This window comes from Streptomyces sp. B93, assembly GCF_018070565.1.
GTDB lineage: Bacteria > Actinomycetota > Actinomycetes > Streptomycetales > Streptomycetaceae > Streptomyces.
The window spans coordinates 93,302-118,440 of sequence record NZ_JAGPXL010000009.1 but is presented as its reverse complement, the minus strand read 5'-3'; the positions used below and the strand labels follow the sequence as shown (position 1 = coordinate 118,440).

Genomic DNA, 25,139 nt, shown 5'->3' with positions numbered 1-25,139 from the left:
AGACACCCGGAGGGGGAGAGCGACATGGCAACCGATTACGACACTCCACGCAAGACCGACGACGACGTCGACTCGGACAGCCTCGAAGAGCTGAAGGCCAGGCGGAACGACAAGTCCGCCTCGACCGTCGACGTGGACGAGTTCGAAGCCGCAGAAGGCATGGAGCTGCCGGGCGCCGACCTCTCGAACGAGGAACTGGCCGTCCGTGTCCTGCCCAAGCAGCAGGACGAGTTCACATGCATGAGCTGCTTCCTGGTGCACCACCGCAGCCAGCTGGCCCGCGAGAAGAACGGTCAGCCGATCTGCCGCGACTGCGACTGAGGCGGGGTCGGCCGTGACTGGCTCGACCCCACCTTGGAAGCGCCGTTCCTCACGGGGAGCGGACTCGGGGCCGCCGGACGGCCCTCACGGCGTGCGTGACGACGAGCGGGGCTCATCCGCGGCGGGAACTGAACCCGCGGGATCGGCCTCGCTCGAACCGGCCGGAGACCGGGCCGCGAGCCCGGCGCCGGCAATCCGCCCCGTACCCCCGGCGCGCAGACGCGCGGCGGCGATCCGGGGCAGGGCCAGGGAACTGGCCCAGGAAGGCGTCCGCAGGGGCTCTGACCGCGCGAGGACGGGCCTGGCCCACCTCACCGACCGGATCATCGAGAACGCCCCGCGGATCCCCGTACGGGACCTCGCGACCCTGCGCAGGCAGTTCCCCGGGCTCGGGCCCGAGGAGATCGCCGACAAGCTCGTGGCGGGCGCGGTGAACGCGTCGGCGACGGTCGGCGCCGGAGTGGGCGCGGCGGCGATGCTGCCCGTGCCGCCCGCGATGCCCACCGAACTGGCCGCCGAGGTCACCGGCGTCGCGGCGGTCGAACTGAAGCTGATCGCCGAACTCCACGAGGTCTACGGCGTACGACCGCCGGGCAACCTGAAGGACCGCAGCACCGGCTACCTCAGATCCTGGTCGGGCGAGCGCGGCATCGACGTGATGAAACCGGCCTCGGTCAACACCGCCCTCGGCGGTCAGATGAGGCGGGAACTGCGGCAGCAGATCATGAAGCGGATGGTCCGCAACATGCCCAACCTGATGCCCTTCCTGGTGGGCGCCGCGGTCGGCGCGATGATGAACCGCCGGGACACCAGAAAGCTCGCGGAGCGGATCCGCGGGGACCTGCGCGGGATGCAGGTGCCCTGGGACGCGCTCCCGGCGCTGCCGCCGCTGGAACGCCCCGCCGACCCCCTCAGGATCGAGGGCACCCCGGACGAACCCCGGTCGCCCGAGCTCTGACGGCGGCCCGCCGGGGCCTTACGCCGCGGCCTTCCCGGCCGCCGCGAGCGCCGCCGCCAGCCGCTCCGGCTCCCTGGTCGACAGATACAGGTACGGCGTCGGGTCCGCCGGGTCCGTCACCGGCACCCGCAGGGCGGTGGGGATGTAGGCGCGCAGCAGCAGAAAGGCGCGGGTGTCCGCCTTGTGCGTGCGCCAGGCGCGCGCCTCCTCCGCGTCCAGCACCTCCGCCTCGCCCAGCGCCGAGACCGGGATCTTCGCGTCGCCCGCGATCAGCGAGTCGCCCACCACCCGGATCCGGACCGACCCGTACGAACTGGCCACCGTCGCCGCCACCGCCGTACCGCCCACCAGGCCGCCGAGCAGCGCAAGGGTGCCGAAAGGAAGCAGGATCAGGGCCATCGAGACGCCCACCAGGAGGCTGAGCAGCCACCAGGAGCGGGGGGCGGTGAGGCGTTCTTCGTAGGGGGTGGCGGAGGGCTGCATAACACCTAGCTTGGCACGGTGTCCGGGAATCGCCGACGCGCGGGTAAGGTCTGCGGCTGTGAGTGGTAATTCCGCAGCTCTTCAGCCCCCGGCCGACGCCGTCGCGCCGGTACGGCACCCCGACGCCCCCGCCCCCGGCGAACTGCTCGGCGCGCACTACGGCCAGTGCTTCGGCTGCGGCGGTGAGCAGCCGCACGGGCTGCACCTCCAGGCCCGGGCCGGTCAGGGCGTGTCGATCACCGCCGAGTTCACCGTGCAGGCCGCCCACCAGGGCGCCCCCGGCCTCGCGCACGGCGGGGTGCTGGCCAGCGCCCTCGACGAGACGCTGGGCTCGCTGAACTGGCTGCTGCGCACGATCGCCGTCACCGGACGGCTGGAGACGGACTTCGTACGGCCGGTGCCCGTCGGCACCACCCTGCACCTGGAGGCCGAGGTCACCGCGGTCGCCGGACGGAAGATCTACTCGACCGCCACCGGACGCGTCGGCGGTCCCGACGGTCCCGTCGCCGTGCGGGCCGACGCCCTCTTCATCGAGGTCAAGGTCGACCACTTCATCGACCACGGCCGCAAGGAGGAGATCCAGGCGGCCATGGACGACCCGGACCAGGTCCGGCGGGCCCGCGCCTTCGAGGTGAACCCGTGAGCCACGACCCCGTGGACGTGCTGATCCGGCGCGTCGACCCCGACGTACCGCTGCCGTCGTACGCGCACCCCGGGGACGCGGGAGCCGATCTGCGCACCACCGAGAGCCGCGAACTGGCGCCGGGGGAACGGGCCGTACTGCCCACGGGGGTGTCTGTTGCGCTGCCCGAGGGGTACGCGGCCTTCGTGCACCCGCGGTCGGGTCTCGCCGCCCGCTGTGGTGTGGCCCTGGTGAATGCCCCGGGGACGGTTGATGCCGGGTACCGTGGGGAGATCAAGGTGATCGTGGTGAATCTCGACCCGCGCGAGTCCGTGCGGTTCGAGCGCTTCGACCGGATTGCCCAACTGGTCGTCCAGCAGGTCGAGAGGGTCCGCTTCCAGGAGGTGGCGGAGCTTCCCGGCTCGGCGCGGGCCGAGGGGGGCTTCGGGTCCACCGGCGGCCACGCCGCTGTGACCGGTGAGGCCGGTAAGACGGGTAAGAGCACCGGTAAGAGCAGTACGAACGGTCGGGCCGCCGAGGGCGGCCAGGCGGGTGGGTATCGATACGCTTCGGTCGTATCCGACCGGGAAGGACAGTGACGTGTTCGGACGTCGCAAGAAGAAGGGCTCCGCTGACGGCGCGGCGGACGCGGCGGGCGAGGCCGAGCAGGTCGTCGACGGAGTCGGCACCGAGGCGGGCGAGGGCGAGCGCGAGCGGGTACGGCTGGAGCCGGAGCCGCGGCCCGACGGACCCTGGGACAGCACCGAGGTCCGCAACCCCGGCGAGGGCCGGGTGGACCTGGGCGGTCTGTTCGTGCCGGGTGTCGACGGCATGGAGCTGCGGGTCGAGGTGGCGGGCGACGCCATCGTCGCCGCGACCGTCGTGCTCCGCGACAGTGCCATCCAGCTCCAGGCCTTCGCCGCGCCCAAGCGCGAGGGCATCTGGGGCGAGGTGCGCGAGGAGATCGCGTCCGGCATCACCCAGCAGGGCGGCATCATCGACGAGGTGGAGGGCCCGCTCGGCTGGGAGCTGCGGGCCCAGGTGCCGGTGCAGCTGCCGGACGGCACCGGCGGCTTCCAGGTCGTGCGGTTCGTCGGCGTGGACGGTCCCCGCTGGTTCCTGCGCGGGGTGATCTCGGGCCAGGGCGCGGTGCAGCCGCAGGCGGCCGGGCTGCTGGAGCAGATCTTCCGGGACACGGTCGTGGTGCGCGGCGAGGGCCCGATGGCGCCCCGCGACCCGATCGTCCTGAAGCTGCCGAACGACGCCCAGATGGTTCCCGAGGGCGTCCAGCAGGAGGACCAGGCCTCTTCCCGCTTCTCCGGCGGCATGGGCCAGCTCCAGCGCGGGCCGGAGATCACCGAGGTGCGCTGAGCACCGTACGACCTCACCAGGGGCCGCACCACGTCGGGGTGCGGCCCCTGCTGTCGTCGGGGGCCGCGTCAGAAGGGCGTCAAAGTCGGCTTTCGCCCGTCTCTCCGTCCGTTATGTCCCGAACATTCGTCGTAGGGTCATTGCGCTGCGTACGCAGCGAGGGTGACGACACGGACAATGAGGCCATGGCACGCGGCAAGCTACGGATCTACCTCGGCGCGGCGCCGGGCGTGGGCAAGACGTACGCGATGCTGTCCGAGGCGCACCGCCGGATCGAGCGGGGCACGGACTGCGTCGTGGCGTTCGTCGAGCACCACGGCCGGGCCCGCACCGAGGTGATGCTGAGCGGCCTCGAACAACTGCCGCGCCGGGAGCTGACGTACCGCGACCGCGTCTTCGAGGAGATGGACGTGGACGCGGTGCTCGCCCGGCGCCCCCGGGTGGCGCTGGTGGACGAGCTGGCGCACACCAACGTGCCCGGCTCGCGCAACGCCAAGCGGTGGCAGGACGTGCAGGAACTGCTGGCCGCCGGGATCGACGTGATATCCACCGTCAACATCCAGCATCTGGAGTCCCTCGGGGACGTCGTGGAGTCGATCACGGGGGTGCGGCAGCGCGAGACCGTACCGGACGAGATCGTCCGCCGGGCCGACCAGATCGAACTGGTCGACATGTCCCCGCAGGCGCTGCGGCGCCGCATGGCGCACGGCAACGTCTACCAGCCCGACAAGATCGACGCCGCGCTGTCCAACTACTTCCGGCCCGGCAACCTCACCGCCCTGCGGGAACTGGCGCTGCTGTGGGTGGCCGACCGGGTCGACGAGTACCTCAAGCAGTACCGCAGCGACCACCAGGTGTCGCGGATCTGGGGCTCCCGGGAACGCATCGTCGTCGGACTGACCGGCGGACCCGAGGGGCGCACCCTGATACGCCGGGCCGCCCGGCTCGCCGAGAAGGGCGCCGGTGGCGAGGTGCTCGCCGTGTACATCGCCCGCAGCGACGGCCTGACCTCCGCCTCACCGAAGGAACTGGCCGTCCAGCGCACCCTGGTCGAGGACCTCGGCGGCACCTTCCACCACGTCATCGGCGACGACATACCCGCGGCGCTGCTGGAGTTCGCGCGCGGCGTCAACGCCACCCAGATAGTGCTGGGCTCCTCGCGCCGCAAGAGCTGGCAGTACGTCTTCGGCCCCGGCGTCGGCGCCACCGTGGCCCGCGACTCCGGCCCCGACCTCGACGTGCACATCGTCACCCACGAGGAGGCCGCCAAGGGGCGCGGACTGCCGGTCGCCCGCGGCGCGCGGCTCGGGCGGGCCCGCAGCGTCTGGGGCTGGGTGGTCGGGATGGCGGGCCCGGCGCTCCTCACCGTGCTGCTGAACTCCGTCGACCTGGGCTTCGCCAACAACGTCCTGCTGTTCCTCGCCGTCGTGGTGGCCGCCGCCCTGCTCGGCGGACTGCTCCCGGCGCTGGCCTCGGCGGCCCTCGGCTCACTCCTGCTGAACTACTTCTTCACCCACCCCGAGCACCGGTTCGTCATCGCCGACCCCCGGAACATCGTCGCCATCGTCATCTTCGTCGCGGTCGCGGTGTCGGTGGCCTCGGTGGTGGACCTCGCCGCCCGGCGCACCCACCAGGCGGCCCGGCTGCGCGCCGAGTCGGAGATCCTCTCCTTCCTCGCGGGCAACGTGCTGCGCGGCGAGACCAGTCTGGAGGCGGTACTGGAGCGGGTGCGCGAGACCTTCGGCATGGAGTCGGCGGCGTTGCTGGAACGGGCCGACGACCTCCACCCGTGGACCTGCGTCGGGCGGGCCGGTGACGGGCCGCCGCTGGAACGGCCCGAGGACGCCGACGTGGACATGCCCGTCGGCAACCGGATGGCGCTGGCGCTGACCGGCCGGGTGCTGCCCGCCGAGGACCGGCGGGTGCTCGCCGCGTTCGCCGCGCAGGCCGTCGTCGTCCTGGACCGCAGACGGCTGAAGGCCGAGGCCGACCAGGCCCGCGCGCTCGCCGAGGGCAACCGCATCCGTACGGCGCTGCTGGCCGCCGTCAGCCATGATCTGCGGACCCCGCTGGCCGGGATCAAGGCCGCCGTCTCCAGCCTCAGGTCAGACGACGTGGCCTGGTCGGAGGAGGACCAGGCGGAACTGCTGGAGGGCATCGAGGAGGGCGCCGACCGGCTCGACCACCTGGTCGGCAACCTGCTCGACATGTCCCGCCTCCAGACCGGCACGGTCACGCCGATCATCCGCGACACCGACCTCGACGAGGTGGTGCCCAAGGCGCTGGGCGGCGTACCCGAGGACAGCGTGCGCCTGGACATCCCCGAGACGCTGCCCATGGTCGCCGTGGACGCCGGGCTGCTGGAGCGGTCGGTCGCCAACGTCGTGGAGAACGCCGTCAAGTACAGCCCCGGCACCACGCCCGTCCTGGTCTCCGCCAGCGCACTCGCCGACCGGGTGGAGGTACGGGTCGTGGACCGCGGCCCGGGCGTCCCCGAGGAGGCCAAGGAGCGCATCTTCGAACCCTTCCAGCGCTACGGCGACGTCCCGCGCGGCAACGGCGTAGGCCTTGGCCTCGCGGTCGCCCGGGGTTTCGCCGAGGCCATGGGCGGCACCCTCAACGCCGAGGAGACGCCCGGCGGCGGACTGACCATGGTGCTCACGCTCCGCGCGGCGGGACCGCGCCCCGGGCCGGGCACCCGCACCGAGCCAGAAAGGCAGGCTTCATGGTGACCACATCCGGGGGGACCGCGCGGACACCGACCCGGGTGCTCGTCGTCGACGACGAGCCGGGGATCGTCCGGGCGCTCGTGATCAACCTCAAGGCACGCAAGTACGAGGTGGACGCGGCCCACGACGGAGCCACCGCCCTCCAGCTCGCCGCCGCCCGCCACCCCGACGTCGTCGTCCTCGACCTGGGCCTGCCCGACATGGACGGCGTCGAGGTGATCAGGGGCCTGCGCGGCTGGACCCGGGTGCCCATCCTCGTGCTGTCCGCCAGGCACTCCTCCGACGAGAAGGTCGAGGCGCTCGACGCCGGGGCCGACGACTACGTCACCAAGCCGTTCGGCATGGACGAGCTGCTCGCCCGCCTGCGCGCCGCCGTCCGCCGCGCCGAGCCGACCGGCGGCGGCGAGGAGGGCGTGCTGGTTCAGACCGAGGCGTTCACCGTCGACCTGGCCGCCAAGAAGGTCCACCGCGACGGCAGGGACGTACGGCTCACCCCGACCGAGTGGCACCTGCTGGAGGTGCTGGTGCGGCACACCGGCCGACTGGTCGGGCAGCGGCAGCTGCTCCAGGAGGTGTGGGGGCCGTCGTACGGGACGGAGACGAACTACCTACGGGTCTACATGGCGCAGTTGCGCAGGAAACTGGAGGCCGATCCGTCGCACCCGAAGCACTTCATCACGGAGCCGGGGATGGGGTACCGCTTCGAGAAGTGAGCCCCGCGTGGAGGTGCGTGCGGGTTCGGTTCGAACGGGCGTCCGGAGGGTACGTAGGTGTCGGTACACCCCGGTAGGCTTCAGACATGAGTGCTGTTCCTCGTTCCGACAAGCCGGTGGGCCGGTTCCGGCGCATGCTCGACCGGCTCTCCTCGTCGCAGGAGGACCTGGAGTCCGAGGAGCTGCGAGAGGACGCCGACACCGCAGGCTGTACGCGGATAGGCGACTGCCACGACCGGCAGATCGTCACCGTTACTGGTACCTTGCGCACGGTCACCCTGCGCCCGCGTGCGGGAGTCCCGGCACTGGAGGCCGAGTTGTTCGACGGCTCCGCCGCACTGGATGTGGTGTGGCTCGGCCGACGCTCCATCAACGGGATAGAACCGGGGCGCAAGCTCATCGCATCGGGCCGGATCTCGATGAGCCGGGGCCGCCGGGTGCTGTTCAACCCCAAGTACGAACTGAGACCCCTCGGACGGGAGTAGCCGGTGACGTCGCTGGACAAGCCGACTGAAGCCACCGAAGACGCCACGCACGGCGCGCAGGACGCCCGGGCGGTGACCGAGGCCGCGCTCTTCGAGGCCTTCGGCGGAGTACGGGGCATGGTCGAGACGGTGCTGCCGGGCCTGCTCTTCGTGACCATCTACACGATCAACAAGGACCTGCACCTGTCGGCGATCGCCGCGCTCGCGGTGTCCCTGCTGCTCGTGGTGGTCCGGCTCGCCATGAAGGACACCGTCAAGCACGCCTTCAGCGGTGTCTTCGGCGTGGCCTTCGGCGTCGTCTTCGCGATGATGACCGGGAACGCGAAGGACTTCTACCTGCCCGGCATGCTCTACACGCTGGGCCTGGGTCTGGCGTACATCATCACGACCCTGTGCGGGGTCCCGCTGATCGGTCTGATCCTCGGCCCGGTCTTCAAGGAGAACCTGTCCTGGCGGACCCGCAACCCCGGCCGCAAGAAGGCGTACGCCAAGGCCAGCTATGCGTGGGGGCTGATCCTGCTCGCCAAGTGCGCGATCCTCTTCCCGCTGTACTGGTGGGCCGACACCACCCAGCTGGGGTGGGTGCTGGTCGCGCTGAAGATCCCGCCATTCCTGCTCGCCGTGTGGCTGACGTGGGTGTTCCTGGCGAAGGCGCCCGCGCCGATCGATGTGTTCGCGGAGCTGGAGGCGGAGGAAAAAGCGAGGTCGGCAGCCGAGTAGGGCTCCGGCCCCGGTGCTTCCGCCCCCAGACCCCCGCTTCGGCCCTGAACGGGCCTTGTCCTCAAACGCCGGACGGGCTGGGTCGGTCCGCTCGGCCGTGCCGCCAGGTGCCGGACGGGCTGTGGAGCCGCGTCCGGCGTTGTCGGCTGCTGGCTGTCAGGCCGACTGCCGGCTGTCAGCTCGGGGCGTCCGCTCGGCGGACCGAGAGCAGGTCCTCCAGTTGTTCCTCGCGGGCCTGGGCCGCGACGAAGAGGAGTTCGTCGCCCGCCTCCAGTGAGTCCTCCACGGACGGGGTGAGGACCCGGGTGCCGCGGATGATGGTGACCAGGGAGGTGTCCTGGGGCCACTGCACATCACCGACGCGGGTGCCCGCCAGGGCGGACTCCTCCGGCAGGGTCAGCTCGACCAGGTTGGCGTCGCCGTGGCTGAAGCGCAGCAGCCGGACCAGGTCGCCGACGCTCACCGCCTCCTCGACCAGGGCCGACATCAGACGCGGGGTGGAGACGGCGACGTCGACGCCCCAGGACTCGTTGAAGAGCCATTCGTTCTTGGGGTTGTTGACGCGGGCGACGACGCGCGGGACGCCGTACTCCGTCTTGGCGAGCAGCGAGACGACCAGGTTGACCTTGTCGTCGCCGGTCGCGGCGATCACCACGTTGCAGCGCTGGAGCGCCGCCTCGTCCAGCGAGGTGATCTCACAGGCGTCGGCGAGCAGCCACTCCGCCAGCGGGACGCGCTCCACCGAGATGGCGGTCGGCGCCTTGTCGATCAGGAGGACCTCATGGCCGTTCTCCAGCAGCTCACCGGCGATGGACCGGCCGACCGCACCGGCCCCGGCAATGGCGACACGCATCAGTGACCGCCCTCCTTCGGGCCCTCGGCGAAGGACGCCTCGACCTTCTCGACCTCGTCCGAGCGCATCATCACGTGCACCAGGTCCCCCTCCTGCAACACCGTCTGCGAGGTCGGCAGGACCGCCTCGCCGAGACGGGTGAGGAACGCCACCCGGACGCCCGTCTCCTCCTGCAACTTGCTGATCTTGTGGCCCACCCAGGCGTCCGAGGCGTGCACCTCGGCCAGCTGCACACCACCGGTCGGGTCGCGCCACAGCGGCTCCGAGCCCGAGGGGAGCAGCCTGCGCAGCATCTGGTCGGCCGTCCAGCGGACGGTCGCCACGGTGGGGATGCCGAGGCGCTGGTAGACCTCGGCGCGGCGGGGGTCGTAGATGCGGGCCGCGACATTCTCGACACCGAACATCTCACGGGCCACCCGGGCCGCGATGATGTTGGAGTTGTCGCCGCTGGAGACGGCGGCGAAGGCGCCGGCCTCCTCGATGCCCGCCTCGCGCAGGGTGTCCTGGTCGAAGCCGACGCCGGTGACCCGGCGGCCGCCGAACGCGGAACCCAGTCGTCGGAAGGCGGTGGGGTCCTGGTCGATCACCGCGACCGTGTGCCCCTGCTGCTCCAGGGTCTGGGCGAGAGCGGAACCCACTCTGCCGCAGCCCATGATGACGATGTGCACGACCGTCCTTCCGGTGTCATGAGTTGTCGACCTCGGCCGAGGCCAGGTACAGGAATCTGGCCCAAGACCTGGCAACGGGGTCTGGCCCAGGACCTGGCAACAGGGTCTCAGACCGCCGCCCAAGCTACACACGCGCCGTCCGCCGGGGGCACCCCCGTGCACGGTTCGCGGTGCTCAGCGGCGGCTGATGCTCAGGACGCTGAGGATCGTCAGGATGCCGAGGCCGACGAGTGACGCGGTGGCACCGATCAGCTCTGCGGGGGCGGGCATGGACAACCTCCGAGGGGGGTGCGGGGGAGTGCGGGGGAGTGCGGGGGAGTTCCGGGGCGCGCGGGGAGCGCGGGGGAGTACGGGGGACGGCTGGCGGGAGCGTTTTGTCATATAGGCACGTTTGGTGCCGGATACGTGGAATCCGTAGCCGTGGGCGAACGCGATTTCACTCGTGAGGCAGATGAGGGCGGGGCGGTGGGCGACTGTCTGTTCGAAGGCTTACGATCCTCTGTTGTGTCCAAACTGACCGACGTGCCCAAACGGATCCTCATCGGGCGCGCACTGCGCAGCGACCGGCTGGGTGAAACGCTCCTGCCGAAGCGCATCGCACTCCCCGTGTTCGCTTCCGACCCGCTGTCCTCCGTGGCCTACGCGCCCGGCGAGGTGCTGCTGGTCCTGTCCATCGCGGGCGTGTCGGCGTACCACTTCAGCCCCTGGATCGCGGCCGCGGTCGTGGTGCTGATGTTCACGGTGGTGGCGTCGTACCGGCAGAACGTGCACGCCTACCCGAGCGGTGGCGGCGACTACGAGGTGGCCAACACCAACCTCGGGCCCAAGGCGGGCCTCACGGTCGCCAGCGCCCTGCTCGTGGACTACGTCCTCACCGTCGCCGTCTCCATCTCCTCCGGCGTCGAGAACCTCGGCTCCGCGGTCCCCTTCATCGTCGAGCACAAGGTGTTCTCGGCGCTGGCGGTGATCGTGCTGCTGACGCTGATGAACCTGCGCGGGGTCAAGGAGTCGGGCAAGCTGTTCGCCATCCCGACGTACGTCTTCGTCAGCGGGGTCTTCCTGCTGATCGCCTGGGGCGCCTTCCGGGGGCTGGTCCTCGGCGACACCATGAAGGCACCCACCGCCGACCTGGAGATCAAGCCCGAGCACCAGGGCCTGGCGGGCTTCGCCCTGGTGTTCCTGCTGCTGCGGGCCTTCTCCTCCGGCTGTGCCGCGCTCACCGGCGTGGAGGCGATCTCCAACGGCGTCCCCGCCTTCCGCAAGCCCAAGTCACGCAACGCGGCGAACACGCTCGCGCTGATGGGCCTGTTCGCGGTCACCATGTTCTGCGGGATCATCGGGCTCGCCCTCGCCACCGACGTCCGGATGGCCGAGAACCCCGCCCACGACCTGCTGTCCGGCGGCGTACCGGTGGGCCCGGACTACGTCCAGAACCCGGTGATCACCCAGGTCGCCGAGGCCGTCTTCGGCAAGGACACCTTCTTCTTCGTCCTGCTGGCCGCGGCCACCGCGCTGGTGCTCTTCCTCGCCGCGAACACCGCCTACAACGGCTTCCCGGTGCTCGGCTCGATCCTCGCCCAGGACCGCTACCTGCCGCGCCAGCTGCACACCCGCGGCGACCGGCTCGCCTTCTCCAACGGCATCGTGCTGCTGGCCGGTGCGGCCGGACTGCTGGTGTGGGTGTACGGCGCCGACTCCACCCGCCTCATCCAGCTCTACATCGTCGGCGTCTTCGTCTCCTTCACCCTCAGCCAGACCGGCATGGTCCGGCACTGGAACCGCCACCTGCTCACCGAGCGCGACCCGGCCAAGCGCCGCCACATGCACCGCTCCCGCGCGATCAACGCCTTCGGCGCCTTCTTCACCGGACTGGTCCTGGTCGTCGTACTGGCCACGAAGTTCACGCACGGCGCCTGGGTCGCGCTGCTCGGCATGGTGATCTTCTACGTCACCATGAGCGCGATCCGCCGCCACTACGACCATGTCGCGGGCGAACTCACGGCCCCCGAGGGCCCGAGCGAGGACAGCGCCCGCCCCTCACGGGTCCACTCGGTGGTCCTGATCTCCAAGATCCACCGCCCCACGCTGCGGGCCCTGGCCTACGCCAGGCTGATGCGCTCCGACACCCTGGAGGCGCTCAGCGTCAACGTCGACCCGGCCGAGACCAAGGCCCTGCGCGAGGAGTGGGAACGGCGCGGCATCGACGTACCGCTGAAGGTCCTGGACTCCCCGTACCGGGAGATCACCCGGCCGGTCATCGAGTACGTCCGCGGCATCCGCCGCGACTCCCCGCGCGACATCGTCTCCGTGATCATCCCGGAGTATGTGGTCGGCCACTGGTACGAGCACCTGCTGCACAACCAGAGCGCCCTGCGGCTCAAGGGCCGACTGCTGTTCTCGCCAGGTGTGATGGTGACCTCGGTGCCGTACCAGCTGGCGTCCTCCGAGGTGGCGAAGAAGCGCGCCCGCAGGCGGCAGGAGTGGAACGCGCCCGGCTCGGTGCGGCGCGGGCCCGCCGGGCCGCCCCCGAAGGACGGCGGGCACTGAGGGCACGGCGAGGCCGTAGACTGGTGGGCTGTTGTCCCTCGTACCTAGTCCTTCGTCTGGAGCACCCACGCCATGCAGGCAGAACCGAAGAAAACGCAGGCGGGGTCGCTGGTAGGGGCCGAGTACGAGGTCGAGGTCGGCCCCGTCGCGCACGGCGGGCACTGCATCGCCCGCACGGAGGAGGGCCAGGTCCTCTTCGTCCGGCACGCACTGCCCGGGGAACGGGTGGTGGCCCGGGTCACCGAGGGCGAGGAGGGCGCCCGCTTCCTGCGCGCGGACGCGGTCACCGTGCTGTCGGCGTCCAAGGACCGCATCGAGGCGCCCTGCCCGTACGCCGGTCCCGGCCGCTGCGGCGGCTGCGACTGGCAGCACGCCAAGCCGGGCGCCCAGCGGCGCCTGAAGGGCGAGGTCGTCGCCGAGCAGCTCAAGCGCCTCGCCGGGCTCACCCCCGAGGAGGCCGGGTGGGACGGCACGGTGATGCCCGCGGAGGGCGACAAGCTGCCCGCCGGGCAGGTCCCGCAGTGGCGCACGCGCGTGCAGTACGCCGTCGACGCCTCCGGGCACGCCGGGCTGCGCCGCCACCGCTCGCACGAGGTCGAGCCGATCGACCACTGCATGATCGCTGCGGCGGGTGTCAGCGAGCTGTGCATCGAGAAGCGGGACTGGACCGGCATGGCGTCGGTCGAGGCGATCGCGGCGACGGGCTCCCAGGACCGGCAGGTGATCCTCACTCCCCGGCCGGGGGCGCGGCTGCCGATCGTCGAGCTGGACAAGCCGGTGTCGGTGCTGCGCGTCGGAGAGAAGGACGGGGGCGTGCACCGCGTCCACGGCCGCCCCTTCGTCCGCGAACGCGCCGACGACCGCACCTACCGGGTCGGCAACGGCGGCTTCTGGCAGGTCCACCCGAAGGCCGCCGACACCCTCGTCACGGCGGTCATGCAGGGCCTGCTGCCCCGCAAGGGCGAGACCGCGCTCGACCTCTACTGCGGCGTCGGTCTCTTCGCGGGCGCCCTCGCCGACCGCCTCGGCGAGAAGGGCGCCGTCCTCGGCATCGAGTCCGGCAAGCGAGCGGTCGAGGACGCCCGCCACAACCTCGCGGACTTCCCGCGGGTGCGGATCGAACAGGGCAAGGTGGAGTCGGTCCTGCCGCGCACCGGCATCACCGAGGTCGACCTGATCGTCCTCGACCCGCCGCGGGCGGGGGCGGGGCGCAGGACGGTGGGGCATCTGGCCACGCTGGGGGCGCGGAGGATCGCCTACGTGGCGTGCGATCCGGCGGCGCTGGCGCGGGATCTGGGGTACTTCCGGGACGGGGGGTATCGGGTGCGGGTGTTGCGGGTGTTCGATCTGTTTCCGATGACGCATCATGTGGAGTGCGTTGCCATCCTTGAGCCGGTGGCCAAGGGCTCCTGACCTGCGGTTTTGTGCGTGCGCATTATGTGCGGTGTGGGCGTTACGGGCGATATCTTGACGCTGAAATGACGCTCGTGATGCTCATTTGACGCTCGTTCTGATGGGGTGTCAGGTGGCTTGTTGGAGCAGGTCAGGTCTTGTCGGGATAGCGAATATCGATGCTGAACCGAGGGTCGGCGACGCTGTGCGCAGAGTTGCTGGATCCTGCTGGTCGGATGTCCCGGAAGAGACCAGGGAGCTGCGATTTGCCGCGTTGGGTGACCGTGTGTCGCTGACCCGCACATATGACCTTTCGGTTGTCTTGCACTCGTGCCAGTTGATGGAGCTGGAGGAGGATGCCGCCCCGGGCCTGCGGAACGCCATCCTGGGCGAAGGCTCAACACCCCTTGCAGCCATCAGCAGTTACGCTCCGCGCGACGGGTCAGGTAGGGTCGCGGCGACTGTCATAGGCGACATCGAATTGATGCTGGCCAGGCGGCTGCCAGAGCCCCGCCCGTCCCCCCGGGTGCGTGCCGTGGGCTTCTTCGGGGCGAAGGCTCTGGCCTTGATGGTGCGGCCTCAGCTCTTAGCTGAGGCCGCGGCCCTTAGGATCACTTCCACCGGTCGTAGAAGTACGCGACTACCAGCAGAACCTCGCAGGCCGCGGACACGGTGTCTGGCCTGAAGCGGAGTGGGATGTCCCTCTTGAAGCGACTCCTCCACTTCCCCTTCGCTTTCGGCTGGCGGTCTTTCCCGGATCGACGGGACGGCATGAGAGCCGACCCCCCTTCGGTCGGACGGGGAAGCGCCCCGCGTCGCTGAAGGCAGTTCGTCACGCCCCCAGCTGGCCTGGGCGTGCTGAGCCCTTCCGTTGAGCCTTTCGTGAGGAAGAAGGTGGACACCCCCTCCGACCTGCGTCATTACATCTGAGGGGAATCTGAGCATCACGATCCGACAGCAATCGCACACGCGTCGTGGCAGTTGCCGGAAGGCACGTATCGGCTGGATGACGGAAGCCATGAGCAGCCGGAACCTACTTGACGTCGCCCTCGTCCATCAGCGTGAATGCGTTCACACACGCGCGTGCACGCAGATCATCCGCGAGGTGTGGCGCACCAGTTGGGAGGGGACGGGACGCAACCTGGAGGTGCATGTCGCGTCCCTGCGCGCCAAGTTGCGCATGCCGGCCCTGATCGAGACCGTACGCCGGTGAAGGAGACGCTTCGGCACTCCACCGTCATGCTGACCTCGGAGACGTTCACGAGCCCGCTCCCTGAGCTGGACCGTAAGCCGCCGAGAAGGCAGCCAAGCTGATCCCCCGGTCGCGTCCGGCAGCTGCTGATTCGTCCGCCCAAGCGGCACCGATCTGCAGGCCACATCCGCTCTCGTGCTGGCTCGAAAGGACGCAGCGCCTGAGCCAACCGGAGCTGGCTCAGGCGCTGCGTAGCAGGTCAGAAGGTGTTTACCTCCCCGCCACCGGTAGGCCCTGTGGGACTCGATCCCCCAACCAATGGATTAAAAGTCCTGGCGTGATCTTGTTGGGTGGTTCCGGATGCTTCTTCGGGGTCCGGAACCGCCTAGTCAAGGCGCCTGCGGCGTGATGCGCGGTCTGTTCCGTCTCGGACGATGCCACACCGTCCGCTCACGCATCGCTCACCCAGAGCGCGGGGGTCGTCCTGAACCGATGCGCCGCAAAACAGGGAGAACAGCCCTGCGCTTGTGGCGGTATTCGACCAGTTCGGGATCGGGAGTAAAGGTAGTGTCGCCTGGCTGCGAGGCTGTTCACGGGGAGTGTGGAGTGCGGGAACGCATGGGGATGGTGGCGCTCGTTGTTGCGAGCCTGGTGCTGGCCGCCTTGTTGTCGCTGGCTGCTAACGCGGCTACTGCAGAGCAACGTTGGCCGGGCCCGTTAGACAGTTTGCGTCAACAATCATGGCCCTCGGTCGCCGTGTTGGTGGTGCTGTCTCTTCCCGTCGCTGGCGCAATGACCTGGAAGCAGGGGCGCCCATCTGCTGGTCGCGACGACCCTCCACCCCCACAGCCGACGGAGGTACCAGGTTGGTTCGTGGCTCGCTCAGAGACTCTCGACGCAGTGGCGGCGGTATGTCGTGGTGGTCGCGCCGTAGGAATCACCACGTCGCTGTGGGGCGCTGGCGGATTCGGTAAGACGGCTTTGGCTACCGCAGTCTGCGCACATAAGCGGGTTCGACGGCGCTTTCGCTCCCGCATCTACACCGTCACCATCGGCCGGGATGTTCGTGGCCGAGCAGCCGTGGCGGCCAAGATCGCGGAAGTGACCCTGTTTATCACAGGCGACACCACCGAGTTTGACGATCCCAATCTGGCAGGCGACCACCTGGGCCGCCTACTCGATCAGCGGCCTCGTATCCTCCTGGTCCTCGATGATGTCTGGGAGGACGAGCAGTTAACCCCGCTCCTGCGCGGTGGTCGTCGCTGCGTTCGCTTGGTTACCACCCGGAATCCCAACCTGCTACCGCTCGGCACCCGACCGATCAAGGTCGATGAGATGTCCCGTGACCAAGCCCGTGCGGTGTTGGCCTGGCAACTGCCTCCGCTCCCTGCCGACATCATCGACGCACTCTTGGAGACCACAGGCCGGTGGGCCCTCCTGCTGCACCTGACCAACCGGCTGATCGCCGAACAGACGGCAACTGGCGCCGACCCCGCTGTTGCCGCAACGCAGATCTTGCAGCAGTTACGCGTGTTGGGGCCAGCTGCCGTGGATGAACCGGCCGGAGCCTGGGACCTGGACGACCCCCAGCGTCGCAGCCAAGCCGTCCAGGCATCGATCGAGGCAGCGATCACCCTGCTGCCCCCAGACGGTGCGGCCCGTTTCGCCGAACTCGCCGTCTTCGCTGAGGATGAGGCCATCCCCCTCGGCCTGGTCGCACTTCTGTGGCGTGAGACAGGTGGACTCACCGAAGGGCAGTCACGCGCTCTGTGCCGCGCCATGGAACGCCTGTCGTTGCTGACGCTGAAGCCTGACGAAGGCGGCCGCATCCGCCTGCACGACGTCATCCGTGACTACTTGCGTGGCCGTCTCGGCGAGGCTCCACTCACTGCCCTACATACACGCCTGGTGAGCGCAGTCGCTGCCACGCTGCCCGGAGCCGCGCCGCTAGCGCCGACTGCCCCCCATCCCGGACGCGCTTGGTGGTGCCTTCAAGAGGGCTACCTGCTCGACCACCTCATAGAGCACCTTCTCGCGGCGAACCTCACCGCCCAAGCGGAAGCCGTGGCAGGCGACCTGCGCTGGGTCGAAACTCGACTGACCCAGCGTGGCCCCACCGCACCTTGGAGTGATCTCGCCCGCATCGATACTCCTCGGGCTCGTGCGGCAGCCCTCAGCCTCGCCCAAGCGGCCCACCTGCTCATGCCCACAGATCCCGCGCGGGCGATCACCGGTGTCCTCTACAGTCGCCTCCAGCCCAACCGATACTGGGGAGATCAGGTCACCGCGCGTGAGCGTGATGCCTCCCAGCATCCGCTTCTGACGAATCGATGGATTCCACCCGATCACCCCGCCTCTGTTGTCCCACGCGCCTTTTCCGGCTACGGCAGGGCCTTCTGGCTGCTGACGGTCTTGCCAGATGGGGCGCGGCTTGCCACCGGAAGCTACAACGGGTCGGTGGGAATCTGGGACGCGGCGTCAAGAACTCGTACAGCCACGTTCACCGGTCACACCCGGCAACTGCGGTCGGTATCGGTCACACCCGACGGAGCGCGGCTCGCCACCGTCGGCGATGACCGCACAGCGCGAATCTGGGACTTGACGTCTGGAACCTGCCTTGCAACGCTTGACGGCCACACCAGAACAGTGCACTCAGTTGCGATCACGCCGGATGGGGCGCGGCTTGCCACCGCCAGTAACGACGGGTCGGTGCGGATGTGGGACGTGGTGTCCCAGACTTGCACTGCCGTCCTCACTGACCACACCAATCCAGTCCAGCTGATGGCGATGGCGCCGGATGGCGCCTGGTTAGCGACTTCCAGCAGAGACCGCTCCTTGCGGATCTGGGACTCGGCGTCAGGCTCTCGCCTTGCCAGCCTGACAGGTCACACCAAGCGTCTGACGGCGGCAGTGGTGGCACCCGACGGAGCCTGGCTCGCCACTGCATCCGAAGACTGCTCCGTGCGGATCTGGGATCTGGCGTCCAGGACCTGCCTTGCCACACTCAACGGCCACACCGAGCGTGTAACGGCGGTGGCTGTCACACCCGACGGAGCGTGGCTTGCCACTGTCAGTCGTGACCGCACAGTGCGGATCTGGGACGCCGTCAGGCACCACACGGTGGCTCTGGTGCGCACCGAAGGGCCACTGAGCGCGTGCTCATGGGGGCCGGATAGCCAGAGTCTCGCAGCGGTAGGCCGCTACGGGGTATACCTGTTCAGATTGCTGGTTTGACACGCCGCCTGACTGGGATCGCCCGGAGAGGTGTCGCCGCATACTCGCCACTACCGACCTGCCGTCCATCACCCTGCGGGACCTACGCCACGTCGCTGCGACGCTCACGCACGGAGCAGCAGCGACATCCACACGGTGAAGGAGACGCTCCGGCACTCCACGATCACGCTGACTTCGGACACGTACACGAGCCTGCTAGTGCTGTGACCGCGTACGTTCGCCGGGTTGGCGGCGTCGGTGCTCGGGTCGGCTGGACTCGGTGTGGGAACAATGCGAGCGGTCGCGGAGCCGATCAAACTAGGCTCCCAGCATGTCTGGTCCGACGTTGGTGATCGAATTGGCGGAGCCGCTCTCCCCGGCTGCGCTGCGGGAGTTCCGCGCGTTGATGGTGGGGCTCTCTGCCCACTTCGCCGAGAAGCGGCCCGGGTTCTTCGACGTCAACGTGCCCGCAGAGCGACTGGGCGTCGAGGACAGGCGAGAGAAGGACTGGCGAAAGCCGTTTCCGCTTCCACTTCTCGGCGACACCTCCGCGGACGAGGAGCTCACAGCCCTGGTGGGATTCAACCCGCAGCGCGAGGACTGGCGTCGGCCCTTCCTGGTCTACTTGATGGGGCCGGGCGTCGGCGACGAGAGAACCTTCGAGGCTGAGCACGTGGACGAGCCCGAGGTGGAGGCCATCCTCGGCTTCAGACCGACCCATGCCGTCAATGTCAGCGCCTGCTGCAATCGCGAGATCGACCACGTGACCATGGCCCTGCTGACCGCCGCTGTCATGGATGTCATCGGGGGCGTGGCCAATGTCGAGCTGCTGGACGGACAGGCGTCGGTTGTCGCTGGTCTTCCGGGGGTGCTGGGGATCGCGGGCGACGACTGGACGGCGCTGGGATCGGCGGAGTTCCTGCGGGCCTGGGTTGGGCCCCCCGCCTTCCGGCTGGTCAAGTAGCCCAGACAGATCCGCGGCGGAGGTGGTGCTGTGACCTGGAACGTTCGCCATGTTGCCTGATCATGCGGCGAGAGCGGGTCGGCCGCCCCAGCGGATGCCTTTCTCGCTTCGGATGCGGGCGCGTTCCTTGCGTTCAGCGGCCAGGACGTCGTGGTGGCGGGCGTTGACGTTACGCCAGCGGAGGTAGGCGTGCAGGGCCCGGGTCTGCACGGTGTGGTTGGGGTGGTTCGAGTTAGCGATGGTGAACTGCCGTAGCGGTCCGAAGTGCGCTTCGATCGGGTTCGCCCATGAGGCGTAGGTCGGGGTGAAGCACAGCTCGACCTTGTGTTTCTTCGCCCAGCGGTGGATGTCGGCGCCCTTGTGGGCGGAGAGGTTGTCCAGGATCACGTAGATCGGGGCGCCGGCGGGCCGGGCGGCGCGGATCGATTTCAGCGCGGCCAGCGTGTTCACGGCTCCCTTCTTTCGCCGGTTCACGCCCCACAGCCGGTCGTCGCCCACCGAGTAGCAGCCGTGGAAGTACCGGACTCCGTAGGTGCGGTGGTAGGTGGCCGGCAGCCGGTCGGGACGCCGTTGTTCGGCCCAGCCCGAGCCCGCGGTGGGCCGGATCCCGAGTGGGCCGAACTCGTCGAAGGCGAAGACCCGGTCCGGGAAGCGGCCCAGGAGCTGGGCGATCACCGGCACTCGGTTCCCGCCGGCCGAGGCCAGCAGCATCATCGCCCGCCGGTAGCGCACCGAACTGCTGCTGCTTTTGACCCTCCTGGTCGGTCAGTCTGCGCACACGGACGGGCTCGGCCACCGCGCCTCCAGCGGTCGAATCGGATGTCACCGCACGTCCAACCGTTACGACCGCCAACCCGGCGAACCTATGCGGTCACAGCACTAGACGCGCCCCAACCCGACCAAGGGGGTACACGAAGTGCTTGCGCTTTCCCCGCGCTGCCGTACCGAAGAGCCGGCTGTCGCAGAGTTCCGCCCCCACTCCAGCGTCCTCGACCGACCGTTTCGGCTCTTCCCCACGCCTTCAAGGCGTGAGCTCAGCCCGAGGCCCCGCCTGACAACGGCGCGGTTGCCAGACGCCTGCCCCGCACATCGCCAGCCCTCGTGCCCACGACGCCTCACGCCGTAACCGCTGACGCCTCGATGCCCTGGCAAGGCTGATTGGCCTTCTGCTGAACCGGCCTACAGCCCGGCTGCCGAATCGCCGGGCCACTCATCCCACCCCACCTGCACCGCCAAGGACTCCCCATGCCTGCCCGCTTGCTCTCCATACCCGCTGTCGCCGCCGCTCTGGACGTCGACCGCCGCACCGTCTACCGCTTCATCGCCGCTGACGACTTGCCCATCGTCGATCTCCGTACCGGGCCCGGACGTTCCCGCGTGCGAGTACCCGCTGCCGGTCTGGAGGAGTTCATCAGCAGCAGGACCGTCACCCCGGCCATGGCCCGTCGCTGACCCACACCAGTTTCCGAATCCCTCGGCAGTCGAACAAGGAGTAGATCCACGTACCTCCGGAAACTGGCATCCGGCAAGTGGCAGGCGACCGTACGCAACAGAGCGGGAGACCGGTTCAGCGAGTCGTTCCCCCTCAAAGCACAGGCCCGAGCCTGGGGCGCCGACATGGAGACCCAGTTCGCTCGCGGCGCCCTGCGCGACCCGTGAGCGGGCGAGATCTCTTTCAGCGACTGACACGACCGGTGGTGGACCCCCCGCATCGTCGAGCCCCACACCTTGCGCGGCGACGCTTCCTCCATCAAGAACCATGTCCTGCCCTACTGGGAGGGCTGGGAGATGCGGGCCATCACCCGCATGGACATCCAGAGCTGGATCCGCGCCCTGGCGGAGAAGGGCGCGGGAGCCTCCGCGATCAAGAGGGCGTACAACCTGACGTCCTCCATGATGCGCGCGGCGGTCGACGACGACATCCTCGCGGTGAGCCCTTGCCGCAACATCGACCTGCCGGCCATCGCGGTCAAGCCGCCGCAGTGGTTCACGCTCGATCAGGCGCAGAGCATTCTGGACGAACTCCCCACGCCCTGGCGGACGATGTGCTTGCTCGGCTTCTACACCGGGCTGCGCTGGGGCGAGCTCTCCGGCCTTCACCGCCACCGCATCGACCAGCGCCGCTCGCACCTGTTCGTGGTGGAGGTGAACACCAAGAGCGGCATCAAGGAGTATCCGAAGAGCTCCAAGAGTCGTCGCGAAGTCCCGCTCCCGCCCCACGTCCTGGAGGCCCTCGAACGCCACATCCACCGGCTCGAACGGGACGCCGTGGTGTTCCCCACCATCACCAAGGGTCGTGCCGGCCGCCTCCTCAGCGACAGCAACTGGCGCACACAGACTGGTGGCCGGCCGTCGATGGCGCCCGCTACTTCGACGGCGACGGCGAGCAAAAGCCTGTCCCGCACTACCCGCCGCACTCCATGCGCCACACCTGCGCCTCATGGCTGGTCCAGAAGGGAGTCTCGCTCTACGAGGTCCAGCACATCCTCGGTCACGAGAGCTTCCAGACCACCCAGCGCTACGCCCACCTGCAGCCGGACGCGCACAAGGCGGTACTCGGAGCCTGGGAGCGTCTGGACGCGCCGTTGACCATTGCCGCATGAACGTCCTTTGCCCTGTCCTCCCGGACAGGGCGAAGGTGTTTGTGTGTTTGTGGAGACGTCGGTCAGGGGCGCCGGTCGGTCGGCTCGTCTTTTCTCGGCGCGGCCAAGGGCGACTGCGCACTGGATGCTTGGTCGGTTGCGGTGGCTTGGTGGCCGTGTAGTCGATAGACCATGTCGTCGGGACAACGGTCCAGGCGGGCCCGGCGCCAGGCGACGTCGTAGGACAGGGGTGTTGCGCTGCGCCGTTGAATGAACAGGGCTCGGAGGCTGGTCAGGGGTGCCAGCAGCATCCGCCACAGGGCGAGCTTCATGAGTGCGCCCTTCGGGGTGCTCCGTCAGACCCGGACATGCCCACTGCTGCGATGCCGCTGGGGAGACTGCCGCCGTTGAGAGCCTTAAGGGAGTCGGACAGCACGAGCATGGCCTGCTGTCGCTTCTCGATGTTCGTGAACCCTTGGCCGACCTGCTCCCATTGCTGCAGGAGCGGGAACCACCAGCGGTCGCAGGAGCAGATCAGGCGCGCAAGGCGCTGGAGTTCGGCAACGTGCTCGTCGCCCAGGGCGCCGGGGGCGTGGTGTTCGAGTTGGTCCAGAACGACGAGGTCCGGGTGGTCGTAGAGGTTCTCCTTCAAGAAGCGCAGGCGGCGGACGCGTTGCTCGTCCGCTGCCCGCTGCGCCAGCAGCTCCTGTGCTGCGCTGGGCAGACCGAGAGTCGCCTTGACGTTCAGCAGGCAGTAGTTCGGGGCACGGCGGGGCAGAGTGCCGAGAGCCGCGTTGACGACGTCCTGCGCGGCGGGCACGTCCGAGGCGCGCAAACGTACCGCTGTCTCGGTCGCCGTGGCATGCACGGTGGTGCGTACCGTCTCCTCCACGCTGGGAGGCACCCGCCATAGTGGTCGCCAGGTGATTGTGTATAGGGCCTCGAAGGCGATGCCATCGGTGGCACTGGGCAGCAATCGTGGCTGGGCAGGCCTGCTTGTACGGACGGCGCGGCGCCATGGCCACCTCATACGAGGTTCTCTTCGAGCGGGAAGACCGTGCGCACACGGCTGTCGACGAGGTGGTTGTAGAAGTCGTCGGCCACGCTGACACCCTCAACGGTGGAGATGCCGCGCAGCCCGCTCATGAACCTCAAGCCGGCCTCGAACATGTTGTGGCCCCGCAGCGCCGGCAGAAGCTGGTCGCGCAACTGCATATAGGCGCTGGGATCGTCGGCACAAGCACGGATCCAGTCCGTCAGACGCGAGGTGACCTCGGCGGCGGTCTCCGAAGAGGACAGCAGGTCGTGGATGCCGCGCTGTACGTCGATGTCCGTGGGAGGGGTGTCCACGAGCCACGGCGTGCCGTCGTGGCCGAGGGTCATCAATGCAAGGAAGGCCAGGGCGCCGCTGCGAGCGCAGGAGACCTTGCCCTGCTGCCAGCTCACGACTTCACCGGCCAGTCGCAGGGCGACGGTGGGGTGAAGGACCAGAGAGTCGAAGGCAGCCTGGACTTGGCCGATTACGGTGCCCCCGGTGTTCTTGTGCGCGACCCGGCGCAGGCGCACCATTGCCCGCTTGGCCAGAGAAGTGGCGACGGAGGAGTCCTCCAGGACGCGTCGGCACAGTGTAATCACCGCGGGCGCGTAACTCTCCTTCTCCGCCCATCCGTACAGCGCCTCCCACGCCAGGCGTCCCACGTGTTCGTTATGCACGGCACGTTCCATGACCGCAGCAAGCACCAAGGGATGACTGCTGCCGACCAGGCCGCCCAGTGTCGTGAGGTAGTCCACCGATCCGTGCCGCACGGTGAGCTCGGCCAACGCAGCCACTGCGTTGTCTTCCGGATCGGCGCTTTGAGCCGTCCCGACGAGCCAGGTCAGCAAGGGTTCACGCATGACGTCGTAGTTGTCCCAGACATACTCCAGCACGGCGCGTCCATAAGCAGGCCGATCGAAGACCACGGTGTCCTGCAGGTCGACTTCACCCCCGACATCCTGGATGCGCCGGCGCATTCCCCGTCCGGCCAGCGAACTGAGGGGCGGTGAGAATTTTGGTGCTGCGTCGGGAGCGTCGGGGGCGTCGCCGATGGCTTTCAGCAGAGCGGCCGCACTGCGCGCGACGACGGGCATGGGTGCCGTCTGCTGCACAGCTAGGGCCAGCAGCAGACAGCGGTCCTCCACGGTGAGTGAGGGGTTGTCGTGGGCGTACAGGCTGTTCATCTCGCCGAACCGGCCGTCGAGTTCGCCGCGCCAGTCGGTCAGAGCCGCGATGATGCGTTCTTCCAGCGTGGCCGGGGTTCCGCCATCGGAGTCTGCCCGCACTCGCGACTGCTGGGAACCGACGTGGATATGTTCCTTCCAAGCCGTCACGGCGGAGTACGCGGCCCGTACGGCGGCCACCGCCGTCAGTCCGCGCAAGGAAGCCGTGGCCTTGGGGAAGGAGCGAAGCGATGTGAACAGCTGTCCGTAGCCGTTGGCGTCCAGATGCGCCTCTACGACTTCCTGGGCATCGGGAGCCTCGTGCAGACGAACCACTTGGATGCCGTCGCGATCGCTGAGACGGTGATCCTTCCACAGGTCCTGTGCCACGGTCAGCGCCAGATAGGAACCGCAACCCCGGAGGTGGGCGGCGTGTTCCGACAGCGCGTCGAGGAAGTCGGCCGATACCTGATCTTTCTCCGGGTGCTTGAGGTCAAGCTGGTAGGCGTGCGCGATCTCCAGCGGCAGGCGTCCTTTGCTGGGGGTCTTCCAGTCTGCGTCCAACTTGACCAGGGTGGCGTCGTGAGCAGTGTGCTCGGCCAGAAGCCGCAGTGCGAGGGTTGTCGAGCCGTATGAGCGGGGCGCGACGATGATGATCACGGGCTGGTGGGGGCGGCTGGTGACGGGATTGACGATCTGCTCCCAGATCGTGTTCCAGTGCGCGCTGCGAACGAACGGCTGATCGAGCAGTCGCTCGCGACTTTGCTCGACGCCCTCCAGTAAGTCCTGCTTTCGGGTCTCGAGGATCAGCTGTTTGATGTGGTGGGCGACGACATCGGGGTTCCCATACACGTGTGTCCCCCGGTCCTGCGTTTCATGCACGCGATGCGCGGGCGAGGCGGCATCCGGTGGTAGGGGAGCGAGGGTAGGAGATGGGGCGTCAGGGGTCGCGTCCCGTCGGTCGGGAGCGCCGGATCCGGGGCGCAAGCGATGCAGCCAGCCGCCGGAGCCGTTGGACTGGTTCTCGGTAGCTTCGCTGGTCGGTTGGATGGGGTCGAACGGCACGTCAGACATACGAGTGCTCCAGGGTGAGTGTGGGAAGAGTGGGAGGGCGGAAGGCCAGGCGA

Annotated in this window: 21 protein-coding genes and 4 pseudogenes; 18 read left to right on the top strand and 7 right to left on the bottom strand. The window is 69.0% G+C overall.

What is annotated here, in order from left to right; all coding sequences use genetic code 11:
- Positions 1–24: 24 nt before the first annotated feature.
- Together KBY47_RS11640 and KBY47_RS11635 are read left to right on the top strand one after the other, a co-directional pair.
- Positions 25–321: a DUF4193 domain-containing protein gene (locus tag KBY47_RS11640; protein ID WP_210920960.1), complete on the top strand. Its 297-nt coding sequence runs from the start codon at positions 25–27 to the stop codon at positions 319–321.
- 13 nt (positions 322–334) lie between these two features.
- The gene (locus tag KBY47_RS11635) at positions 335–1,279 is read left to right on the top strand and encodes a hypothetical protein (protein ID WP_210920959.1); all 945 of its coding nucleotides are present in this window, start codon (positions 335–337) and stop codon (positions 1,277–1,279) included.
- Between the two features lie 18 nt (positions 1,280–1,297).
- Here KBY47_RS11635 and KBY47_RS11630 read toward each other — a convergent pair whose 3' ends face one another.
- A complete protein-coding gene (locus KBY47_RS11630; RefSeq protein WP_210920958.1) occupies positions 1,298–1,762 on the bottom strand; it encodes a DUF3093 domain-containing protein in 465 nt (154 codons plus the stop codon).
- Between the two features lie 58 nt (positions 1,763–1,820).
- Between KBY47_RS11630 and KBY47_RS11625 the strand changes: the two genes are divergently transcribed.
- The 7 genes from KBY47_RS11625 to KBY47_RS11595 all read left to right on the top strand — a co-directional run bounded on the left by KBY47_RS11625 (position 1,821) and on the right by KBY47_RS11595 (position 8,402).
- Positions 1,821–2,405: a PaaI family thioesterase gene (locus KBY47_RS11625; protein ID WP_210920957.1), complete on the top strand. Its 585-nt coding sequence runs from the start codon at positions 1,821–1,823 to the stop codon at positions 2,403–2,405.
- Complete coding sequence (dut, locus tag KBY47_RS11620; protein ID WP_210920956.1) at positions 2,402–2,983, top strand: dUTP diphosphatase; 582 nt, start codon at positions 2,402–2,404, stop codon at positions 2,981–2,983. Before KBY47_RS11625 ends, dut begins: the two co-directional genes overlap by 4 nt.
- A 1-nt stretch (position 2,984) precedes the next feature.
- Positions 2,985–3,755, top strand: a complete 771-nt coding sequence (locus KBY47_RS11615; protein ID WP_210920955.1) for a DUF3710 domain-containing protein — start codon at positions 2,985–2,987, stop codon at positions 3,753–3,755.
- Between the two features lie 185 nt (positions 3,756–3,940).
- The gene (locus KBY47_RS11610; protein WP_210920954.1) at positions 3,941–6,487 is read left to right on the top strand and encodes an ATP-binding protein; all 2,547 of its coding nucleotides are present in this window, start codon (positions 3,941–3,943) and stop codon (positions 6,485–6,487) included.
- Complete coding sequence (locus KBY47_RS11605; RefSeq protein WP_210920953.1) at positions 6,481–7,197, top strand: response regulator; 717 nt, start codon at positions 6,481–6,483, stop codon at positions 7,195–7,197. The genes KBY47_RS11610 and KBY47_RS11605 overlap by 7 nt, the downstream gene beginning before the upstream one ends.
- A gap of 86 nt (positions 7,198–7,283) precedes the next feature.
- A complete protein-coding gene (locus tag KBY47_RS11600; protein WP_210920952.1) occupies positions 7,284–7,682 on the top strand; it encodes an OB-fold nucleic acid binding domain-containing protein in 399 nt (132 codons plus the stop codon).
- A gap of 3 nt (positions 7,683–7,685) precedes the next feature.
- Positions 7,686–8,402, top strand: coding sequence for a DUF3159 domain-containing protein (locus KBY47_RS11595; protein ID WP_210920951.1), 717 nt, complete (start codon positions 7,686–7,688; stop codon positions 8,400–8,402).
- A 175-nt stretch (positions 8,403–8,577) separates the two neighbouring features.
- On the opposite strand, the gene KBY47_RS11590 is transcribed toward KBY47_RS11595, so the two are convergent.
- Complete coding sequence (locus KBY47_RS11590; protein ID WP_210920950.1) at positions 8,578–9,255, bottom strand: TrkA family potassium uptake protein; 678 nt, start codon at positions 9,253–9,255, stop codon at positions 8,578–8,580.
- Positions 9,255–9,923, bottom strand: coding sequence for a TrkA family potassium uptake protein (locus KBY47_RS11585; RefSeq protein WP_210920949.1), 669 nt, complete (start codon positions 9,921–9,923; stop codon positions 9,255–9,257). Before KBY47_RS11585 ends, KBY47_RS11590 begins: the two co-directional genes overlap by 1 nt.
- 504 nt (positions 9,924–10,427) lie before the next feature.
- Between KBY47_RS11585 and KBY47_RS11580 the strand changes: the two genes are divergently transcribed.
- The 6 genes and pseudogenes from KBY47_RS11580 (at position 10,428) to KBY47_RS11560 (ending at position 19,231) form a co-directional block, all read left to right on the top strand.
- Positions 10,428–12,470, top strand: a complete 2,043-nt coding sequence (locus KBY47_RS11580) for an APC family permease (protein WP_210920948.1) — start codon at positions 10,428–10,430, stop codon at positions 12,468–12,470.
- 72 nt (positions 12,471–12,542) lie between these two features.
- Positions 12,543–13,883: a class I SAM-dependent RNA methyltransferase gene (locus KBY47_RS11575; protein ID WP_210920947.1), complete on the top strand. Its 1,341-nt coding sequence runs from the start codon at positions 12,543–12,545 to the stop codon at positions 13,881–13,883.
- Positions 13,884–14,904: 1,021 nt separating this feature from the next.
- Positions 14,905–15,075, top strand: a pseudogene (locus KBY47_RS11570) (helix-turn-helix domain-containing protein); the annotation flags it as partial.
- An 852-nt stretch (positions 15,076–15,927) separates the two neighbouring features.
- Entirely contained in the window at positions 15,928–18,288 is a 2,361-nt protein-coding gene (locus KBY47_RS11565) for an NB-ARC domain-containing protein (RefSeq protein WP_374103070.1), read from the top strand.
- 25 nt (positions 18,289–18,313) lie between these two features.
- Positions 18,314–18,486, top strand: a pseudogene (locus tag KBY47_RS36435) (site-specific integrase); the annotation flags it as partial.
- A gap of 112 nt (positions 18,487–18,598) precedes the next feature.
- On the top strand, positions 18,599–19,231 hold the full coding sequence (locus tag KBY47_RS11560; RefSeq protein WP_210920945.1) for a DUF6368 family protein: 633 nt from the start codon (positions 18,599–18,601) through the stop codon (positions 19,229–19,231).
- Positions 19,232–19,291: 60 nt separating this feature from the next.
- On the opposite strand, the pseudogene KBY47_RS11555 reads toward KBY47_RS11560, so the two are convergent.
- Positions 19,292–20,027, bottom strand: a pseudogene (locus KBY47_RS11555) (transposase).
- Between the two features lie 449 nt (positions 20,028–20,476).
- On the opposite strand from KBY47_RS11555, the gene KBY47_RS11550 reads away from it, so the two are divergent.
- From KBY47_RS11550 to KBY47_RS37000, 3 genes and pseudogenes are all read left to right on the top strand, one after another.
- Positions 20,477–20,683 carry a helix-turn-helix domain-containing protein gene (locus KBY47_RS11550; RefSeq protein WP_210920944.1) on the top strand — a complete coding sequence of 69 codons (207 nt, stop codon included), beginning with the start codon at positions 20,477–20,479 and terminating at the stop codon, positions 20,681–20,683.
- 276 nt (positions 20,684–20,959) lie between these two features.
- Positions 20,960–21,457: pseudogene (locus KBY47_RS37190) on the top strand (tyrosine-type recombinase/integrase); the annotation flags it as partial.
- Between the two features lie 98 nt (positions 21,458–21,555).
- Positions 21,556–21,834, top strand: coding sequence for a tyrosine-type recombinase/integrase (locus tag KBY47_RS37000; protein WP_374103072.1), 279 nt, complete (start codon positions 21,556–21,558; stop codon positions 21,832–21,834).
- Between the two features lie 62 nt (positions 21,835–21,896).
- Here KBY47_RS37000 and KBY47_RS11540 read toward each other — a convergent pair whose 3' ends face one another.
- The 3 genes from KBY47_RS11540 to KBY47_RS11530 form a co-directional block, all read right to left on the bottom strand.
- Positions 21,897–22,145: a hypothetical protein gene (locus tag KBY47_RS11540; RefSeq protein WP_210920943.1), complete on the bottom strand. Its 249-nt coding sequence runs from the start codon at positions 22,143–22,145 to the stop codon at positions 21,897–21,899.
- Complete coding sequence (locus KBY47_RS11535) at positions 22,142–22,705, bottom strand: hypothetical protein (RefSeq protein ID WP_308405125.1); 564 nt, start codon at positions 22,703–22,705, stop codon at positions 22,142–22,144. The genes KBY47_RS11540 and KBY47_RS11535 overlap by 4 nt, the downstream gene beginning before the upstream one ends.
- A gap of 134 nt (positions 22,706–22,839) precedes the next feature.
- Entirely contained in the window at positions 22,840–25,086 is a 2,247-nt protein-coding gene (locus KBY47_RS11530; RefSeq protein WP_247694539.1) for a hypothetical protein, read from the bottom strand.
- Between the last annotated feature and the right edge of the window lie 53 nt (positions 25,087–25,139).

What these genes read in the sequence shown, in the direction of transcription:
- KBY47_RS11640 (WP_210920960.1), top strand. Translation starts at nt 25, where the DNA reads ATGGCAACCGATTACGACACTCCACGCAAGACCGACGACGACGTCGAC.
- KBY47_RS11630 (WP_210920958.1), bottom strand. Translation starts at nt 1,762, where the DNA reads ATGCAGCCCTCCGCCACCCCCTACGAAGAACGCCTCACCGCCCCCCGC.
- KBY47_RS11610 (WP_210920954.1), top strand. Translation starts at nt 3,941, where the DNA reads ATGGCACGCGGCAAGCTACGGATCTACCTCGGCGCGGCGCCGGGCGTG.
- KBY47_RS11605 (WP_210920953.1), top strand. Translation starts at nt 6,481, where the DNA reads ATGGTGACCACATCCGGGGGGACCGCGCGGACACCGACCCGGGTGCTC.
- KBY47_RS11600 (WP_210920952.1), top strand. Translation starts at nt 7,284, where the DNA reads ATGAGTGCTGTTCCTCGTTCCGACAAGCCGGTGGGCCGGTTCCGGCGC.
- KBY47_RS11590 (WP_210920950.1), bottom strand. Translation starts at nt 9,255, where the DNA reads ATGCGTGTCGCCATTGCCGGGGCCGGTGCGGTCGGCCGGTCCATCGCC.
- KBY47_RS11575 (WP_210920947.1), top strand. Translation starts at nt 12,543, where the DNA reads ATGCAGGCAGAACCGAAGAAAACGCAGGCGGGGTCGCTGGTAGGGGCC.
- KBY47_RS11560 (WP_210920945.1), top strand. Translation starts at nt 18,599, where the DNA reads ATGTCTGGTCCGACGTTGGTGATCGAATTGGCGGAGCCGCTCTCCCCG.
- KBY47_RS11550 (WP_210920944.1), top strand. Translation starts at nt 20,477, where the DNA reads ATGCCTGCCCGCTTGCTCTCCATACCCGCTGTCGCCGCCGCTCTGGAC.
- KBY47_RS11540 (WP_210920943.1), bottom strand. Translation starts at nt 22,145, where the DNA reads ATGAAGCTCGCCCTGTGGCGGATGCTGCTGGCACCCCTGACCAGCCTC.
- KBY47_RS11530 (WP_247694539.1), bottom strand. Translation starts at nt 25,086, where the DNA reads ATGTCTGACGTGCCGTTCGACCCCATCCAACCGACCAGCGAAGCTACC.